Genomic DNA, 6,394 nt, shown 5'->3' on the forward strand with positions numbered 1-6,394 from the left:
ATCCGGAACCGCGCCCCCGCCGCCACCCACCACCCGCAAGACCGCAGCCCGTTCACGACGGCCGCCTCGTCCCGCACCGGCACCCACACGTTCAGCCCGCCGCGCCCGTGCGCGGAGATACCCCGCCGGGCCAGCTCCCCGATGAGCGCCTCGCGCCGCTCGGCGTAGGCGGCGCGGGCCTGGTCCACCAGCGTCCGGACCCCGGGATCGGTGAGCAGCCCGGCCACCGTCTCCTGCAGCAGATGGCTGACCCAGCCGGACGTCAGCAGCAGCCGCCCGTCGTGCCGCGCCAGCGTCGTCGCGTCGCACGCCACCGCCGCCCAGCGCAGGTCCGGCCCCAGGTGCTTGGTGACCGTACGGACCTGGGCCCAGCGCGGCAGCCCGCCCCCGGCCGTCAGGCTGTGCAGCGGGGCGCCGCAGATCTCCGCGGCGTAGTCGTTCTCGATCACCAGGACCTCCGGCGCCTCCGCGAGCACCGCGGCCAGGGCGTCCCGCCGCCCGGCGGTGAAGCCGCCCCCGTACGGATTCTGCGCCCGCGGGCTGCAGATGACGGCCCGCACCCCGCCGCGCACCGCGCCGCGCAGCTCCTCGGGCCGCATCCCCTCGTCGTCCACCGCGACCGGCACGATCCGCAGGCCGAGCGCCGGCACGAGGTCGAGCACGTGGTGGTAGCCGGGATCCTCCATCGCCACCGCGTCACCGGGACGCAGCTCGGTGGCCAGCAGCCGCGCCACGCAGTCGAGCGCGCTGTGCGCGAAGGTGACGTGCGCGGCCGGGACGCCGTCGCGCTCGTACCAGGCGCGGGTGATCTCCTCCAGCCGCGCCAGCCGCGGCGCCGACCGGTGCGACCGCGCCCCGTGCACCGGCCCTGCCGGCGGCACGGCCCCGGGCAGGAAGGCCGGGTCAGGGTGGCCGCCCGCCAGGTCCCGCAGCCCCTCGGGCACCTTCGGCGGGCGCCGGGAGGCGACCGCGGGAGCCTCGGCCACCACCGTCCCGCCGCGCCCGCGCGTGACGACGATGCCCCGGCGGCGCAGCTCCTTGTACGTGGTCGCGACCGTCCCCGGGCTCACGCCGAGCCGCTCGGCGAGCGCGCGCACGGGAGGGAGCGAACTGCCCGGAGCCAGGGCGCCTTCGGCGACGCCGCGCTCGACGGACGCGGCGATTCCCTTGGCGTTCGTACCCGTGATCTCGTATTGTGCTGCCACAGATCTGAGTATGTATCAATACAAAACGAGGGTCAAGGGGGAAGTACCACCATGCACATACCGGGGGGACCGGACGGCCGCCGCATGCTGGCCGTCACCTTCGTCGACAAGACCGGCTCCGGCCTCTGGGCCGCCACCGCCGCCCTGTACTTCACCTACGTCGCCGGACTCGGCACGGCGGAGATCGGCCTGCTGCTCGGCGTCTCCGGCGCCGCCGGCATCGCCGGCCCGCCCCTCGGGGGCCTCCTCGCCGACCGCGTGCCCCTCCGGCCACTGCTCGCCGGCGTCCAGCTCCTCCGCGCCGCCGCCTCCCTCGCCCTCCTCACCACCACCGACCTCCCCCTCCTGACCGCCATCGCCGCGGCCGGCAGCCTCGGCGACCGCGCCTCCTCCGTCCTCACCAAGCTCTACGCCACGCGCATCGCGGGCCCCGACCGCAGCCGCTACCAGGCCGTCAACCGCACCGTCTCCAACCTCGGATGGGCCGTCGGCGGACTCGTCGCGGCCGCCGCCCTCACCACCGGGACCACCGCCACCTACCGCTGGCTGCTCACCGGCGACGCGCTCTCCTTCGTCGCCATCGCCCTCCTCACCCTGCGCTGCGGCGAACCGCCGTCACCGGCGCGCGTCGTGGCCACCGGCGGCAAGGGAGCGCGGGCAGGCGCCCCCGCAGCAGGGGAGAGGACGCCCGCCCTCGCAGCGGGGGAGAAGACCCTCGCTCCCGCAGCCGGGGAGAACACCGCCGCCCCCGGGCCCAGTCCCTGGCGCGACCGCCGCTACCTCGCCTACACCGCCACCGAAGCCGTCCTCTTCCTCGACGACTCCGTCTTCAACGTCGGCCTCGCCCTCTGGGCCGTCACCGCAACCACCCTGCCCCACGGGCTCGTTCCCCTCCTCCTGGTCCTCAACAACGTCCTCGTCGTGTGCTTCCAGGTCCCCTTCGCCCGCTTCGGCAGCACCCCGGCAAAAGCGCGCCGCACCCTGCTCCCCCTGGCCGCCGCCTTCCTCACCGGCGCAGCCGCCCTCGCCGCCTCGGCGACCGGCACCCGCTGGCTCGCCGCAACCACCCTGATCCTGGCCGCAGTCGCCTTCACCGTCGCCGAGATGCTCCACGCCACCGTGTCCTGGGAACTGTCCGTCGCCCTCGCGCCGCCCACGGCCCAGGGCGCCTACCTCGGCGTCCACGGCCTCGCCCAAGCAGCCCAGCGCAGCGCCGGACCCCTGGCCGTGACCGGCGCAATCGCCGCCGGCCCCCTCGGCTGGCTCGGCCTCGGCGCAGGACTCGCCGTCATATGCCTCGCCCAACGGAGGCTCACCCGAGACGATGACGGAACCGCAATGTCAGTGCCCGGCCTTACGGTGAGTGAGCACTGATCGCACGCGCTGAGGGGGAAGAAACATGGCGCACACGAGCAACGGCAGAGGACGGCCGGCAGGCGGGGAGCGCAGCGGGGGCAGCGAGCGCACCCGGGGAGGGAAACGGCCGCGCGCCGAGCACGGCAAGCACGGCAAGCACGACCGCAAGGACAGCAGAAGGAGACCGCTCACCGCCCGCCGCATGGTGAGCGCCCGGCGCCGGCTGCGCAGCGAGGTCCCCAGCACCGTGGCCGTCCTGGCCGGCGCGGAGGACTTCGCCGCCATGCAGGGCTACGCGAGCTTCGACTTCGACGACCACGCCACGTACATGCGGCAAATGGAGGGCCTGCTCCGCGAGTTCGCCGCCCGCGGCACCCACACCAGCGTCGCCCTCTTCGACCCCGCCGGCTACGCGGAGTTCTGCGCCGAGTCCCGCCTCGACCCCGACACCCCGGCCAGCCGCACGCGCTACACCGCGGAGGTCGCCTCCGCCGGCACCAAGATCACCTACGAGGGCCAGCCCCTCGCCCGCCTGCTGCCCCGCCTCGTCGCCGAAGCGGAACAGCAGGTCACGTGGGAGCACGCATCCGCCCTGCTCACCCGCGGCGACTGCGACTCCTGCGGCGAGGACACCGGCCGCGCCGCGTTCGCCCGGGCCACCGCACTCCTGCGGCGGATCGTCGAAGCGGCCGGCCCCGGCACCCACCACCTCGTCTGCAGCGTCCCGGCCGAAGGCCCGGCCCCGCTCGTCGCCGTCCTCCGCACGGAGAGCCGCGACGACGGCCTGCTGCACCTCGGCGAGGCGGCCGCCCTCCTCTTCTGCACGGTCCTCGCGGCGGGCATCGCCACGAACCGGCCCGGAGGGGTCGTCCTGCGCAGCACGCCCCCCGGCGGGCGCGACACCGTCCGCGGCTGGAACCTCAAGGACGGCGGAAGGCTCCACCCGCTGACCGAGGCGGAAGTCTTCGCCGCCTACTGCACCGACGCCCGCACCGGGGAACCCGTGCCACCGGAGCCCGGCGTCGACTACCGCGCGGGGCTGCCCCTGGACGACTGACGACAGGCTCCCCGCGGACGGCTGACAGGGAGCCGCACGAAGAGCGAAGGGTGCCCCGCCACCGGCGGGACACCCTTCACCTCACATCACCGTCGCGGCGACGGCCGGCTCACTCGCCGGACAGCACCGCCTGCGCGGCCAGCCGGGCCTCCTCCGCGGAGTCCGTCGCACGGGCCGCGGCAGCGGCACGCTCGCACTGGGCCAGCGTGTGCTTGGCCAGCGTCGCGCGGACGTACGGAATCGACGCCGCACCCATGGACAGGCTGGTCACGCCCAGACCCGTCAGCACGCACGCCAGCAGCGGGTCCGACGCGGCCTCACCGCACACGCCGCAGCTCTTGCCCTCGGCCTTGGCCGCCTCGGCGGACGCCGCGACCAGGTCGAGCAGCGCCGGCTGCCACGGGTCCTGCAGACGCGAGACCGCACCGACCTGCCGGTCGGCCGCGAACGTGTACTGCGCGAGGTCGTTGGTGCCCAGCGACAGGAACTCGACCTCCTGCAGGATCGAACGAGCCCGCAGCGCGGCGGAGGGGATCTCCACCATCGCACCGAACTTCGCCTGCAGCCCGGCCTCGCGGCACGCGTCCGCGAACGCCTTCGCGTCCGTGCGGTCCGCCACCATCGGGGCCATGACCTCAAGGTAGACCGGCAGCCCCTCGGCGGCCTTGGCCAGCGCGGTGAGCTGCGTGCGCAGCACCTCCGGGTGGTCGAGCAGGGTGCGCAGACCCCGCACGCCCAGCGCCGGGTTCGGCTCGTCGGCCGGCGTCAGGAAGTCCAGCGGCTTGTCCGCGCCCGCGTCCAGCACCCGCACGACCACACGGCCCTCGGGGAAGGCCTCCAGCACCTTGCGGTACGCCTCGACCTGCTTGGCCTCGGACGGCGCCTTCTTGCTGTCGTCCAGGAACAGGAACTCCGTACGGAACAGGCCGACGCCCTCGGCGCCCGCCTCGACCGCCGCCGGCACGTCCGCCGGGCCACCGATGTTCGCCAGCAGCGGCACCTTGTGACCGTCCGACGTCGCACCCGGACCGGACGACGCCGACAGCGCCGCCTTCCGCTCCTCGGCCGTCCTGATCAGCTCGGCGCGCTTCTCCGGGCTCGGGTCGACGAAGATGTCGCCCGTGCTGCCGTCCACGGCCACCACCGTGCCCTCGGCAAGCTCACCCGCACCCGGCAGCGCCACGACCGCCGGCACGCCCAGCGCCCGCGCCAGGATGGCGCTGTGGCTGGTCGGCCCGCCCTCCTCGGTCACGAAGCCCAGCACCAGCGTCGGGTCCAGCAGCGCCGTGTCGGCGGGCGCCAGGTCCCGGGCGATCAGCACATAGGGCTCGTCGCTGTCCGGCACGCCCGGCATCGGCACGCCCAGCAGGCGCGCGACGATACGGTTCCGCACGTCGTCCAGGTCGGCCACGCGGCCGGCCAGGTACTCGCCCGCGTTGGCGAGCAGCGCGCGGTAGGCGGCGAAGGCGTCGTACACCGCGCGCTCCGCGGTGCTGCCGACGGTGATGCGCCGTTCGACGTCGGCCATCAGCTCGGGGTCCTGGGCCATCATGGCCTGGGCCTCCAGCACGTGCTGGGCCTCGCCACCGGCCAGGTTGCCGCGCGCGATGAGGTCGGCGGCCACAGCTTCCACGGCCTGGCGGGCGCGGCCCTGCTCGCGCGGCGCCTCCTCCGTCGGAATCTGCTTGGCCGGCGGCTCCAGCACCGCCGTGCCCATGTGCCGGACCTCGCCGATGGCCACACCGTGGCTCACGCCGACGCCTCGCAGCGTTGTCTCCATTTCACCCGTCTCCGGTTGATGCGGCGGCCCGGGCCGCCGCGGTTGGATGTCGTACGTGCCGCCCCTTAAAGCAGAGGGGCGGATCGGCTACAGCCAGCTGAAGAGCGGCTCGCCCGCCTTGACGTCGCCGTCCTCGCGGAGGTCGCCGAGCGAGTCGGCGGTCGCCTCGAGCGCGACGATCGGGCAGATCGGCGACTTGCCGGCCGCCTCGACGGCGACCGGGTTCCAGCGCACGACCTCCTGGCCGCGGCTGACGGTGTCACCCTTGTTCACGAGCAGCTCGAAGCCGTCGCCGTTGAGCTGCACGGTGTCGATGCCGAGGTGCGTCAGCACACCGTGGCCCTCGGCGTCCACGACGACGAACGCGTGCGGGTGCAGCGAGACGATGACACCGTCGACGGGGGAGACCGCGGCGTGCGGCTCACGGACGGGGTCGACGGCGGTACCGGGTCCCACCATCGCGCCGGAGAAGACCGGATCGGGCACTGCCGCGAGTCCGATGGCGCGTCCGGCGATCGGGGACGACACGGTGGTCATGGGAAGCCTCCCAGTGGAGATTCGTCACGCGCCGTCACTACCTGTCCTGGACGGCGCACTGGTCGGAAGCCTAAGTCATAGGAACTGAGGGTTCCGCACGAGTGAAGAGGGCCCCGGCGTGTGCGGTGCGTAATCGATTTGCCTCGGGTGGGGAGGGGATGTACTGTCGGATCCCTGCCCACGACCGGGGCCCGCAGTCAACTGCCGGGCGGAGGCCGGGGCAGCACCCTTCAGAAGTGATCCTCTCCGGATCCGCTGCTGTGTGTCCGTATGCCTTTGTGTTTACGGAAAGCAGGGCGGTGAGAGAGCGGAAAAACTCCTGATAGAGTGTGAAACACCGAAGGGAAGCGCCCGGAGGAAAGCCTCAGAGAAATGTCTCTGCGGGTGAGTACGAAGGAAGCGTCCGTTCCTTGAGAACTCAACAGCGTGCCAAAAGTCAACGCCAGACTATAAAATACC

Annotated in this window: 5 protein-coding genes; 2 read left to right on the forward strand and 3 right to left on the reverse strand. The window is 73.4% G+C overall.

Annotation, left to right across the window (positions count from 1 at the left end; genetic code table 11):
* Positions 1–1,205 (reverse strand): aminotransferase class I/II-fold pyridoxal phosphate-dependent enzyme (locus ACSNOH_RS32640; protein WP_436725071.1); only part of this gene is annotated, 1,205 nt, incomplete at its 3' end.
* Between the two features lie 51 nt (positions 1,206–1,256).
* Between ACSNOH_RS32640 and ACSNOH_RS32645 the strand changes: the two genes are divergently transcribed.
* The gene (locus ACSNOH_RS32645) at positions 1,257–2,579 is read left to right on the forward strand and encodes an MFS transporter (protein ID WP_436725072.1); all 1,323 of its coding nucleotides are present in this window, start codon (positions 1,257–1,259) and stop codon (positions 2,577–2,579) included.
* A gap of 25 nt (positions 2,580–2,604) precedes the next feature.
* Positions 2,605–3,618 (forward strand): hypothetical protein, encoded by a 1,014-nt coding sequence (locus ACSNOH_RS32650; protein ID WP_436725073.1) that lies wholly within the window; start codon positions 2,605–2,607, stop codon positions 3,616–3,618.
* A 109-nt stretch (positions 3,619–3,727) separates the two neighbouring features.
* Here ACSNOH_RS32650 and ptsP read toward each other — a convergent pair whose 3' ends face one another.
* Both ptsP and ACSNOH_RS32660 read right to left on the reverse strand, forming a co-directional pair.
* Entirely contained in the window at positions 3,728–5,398 is a 1,671-nt protein-coding gene (gene ptsP / locus ACSNOH_RS32655; protein ID WP_436725074.1) for a phosphoenolpyruvate--protein phosphotransferase, read from the reverse strand.
* A gap of 87 nt (positions 5,399–5,485) precedes the next feature.
* Positions 5,486–5,935: a PTS sugar transporter subunit IIA gene (locus tag ACSNOH_RS32660; protein ID WP_436725075.1), complete on the reverse strand. Its 450-nt coding sequence runs from the start codon at positions 5,933–5,935 to the stop codon at positions 5,486–5,488.
* Positions 5,936–6,394 lie beyond the last annotated feature (459 nt).

It is taken from the genome of Streptomyces sp. URMC 127 (assembly GCF_051386535.1).
Taxonomy (GTDB): Bacteria; Actinomycetota; Actinomycetes; order Streptomycetales; family Streptomycetaceae; genus Streptomyces.

Bases quoted from the DNA above. Each gene is read 5' to 3' on its own strand.
- ptsP (WP_436725074.1), bottom strand. From the start codon at position 5,398: ATGGAGACAACGCTGCGAGGCGTCGGCGTGAGCCACGGTGTGGCCATC.
- ACSNOH_RS32660 (WP_436725075.1), bottom strand. From the start codon at position 5,935: ATGACCACCGTGTCGTCCCCGATCGCCGGACGCGCCATCGGACTCGCG.
- ACSNOH_RS32650 (WP_436725073.1), top strand. From the start codon at position 2,605: ATGGCGCACACGAGCAACGGCAGAGGACGGCCGGCAGGCGGGGAGCGC.
- ACSNOH_RS32645 (WP_436725072.1), top strand. From the start codon at position 1,257: ATGCACATACCGGGGGGACCGGACGGCCGCCGCATGCTGGCCGTCACC.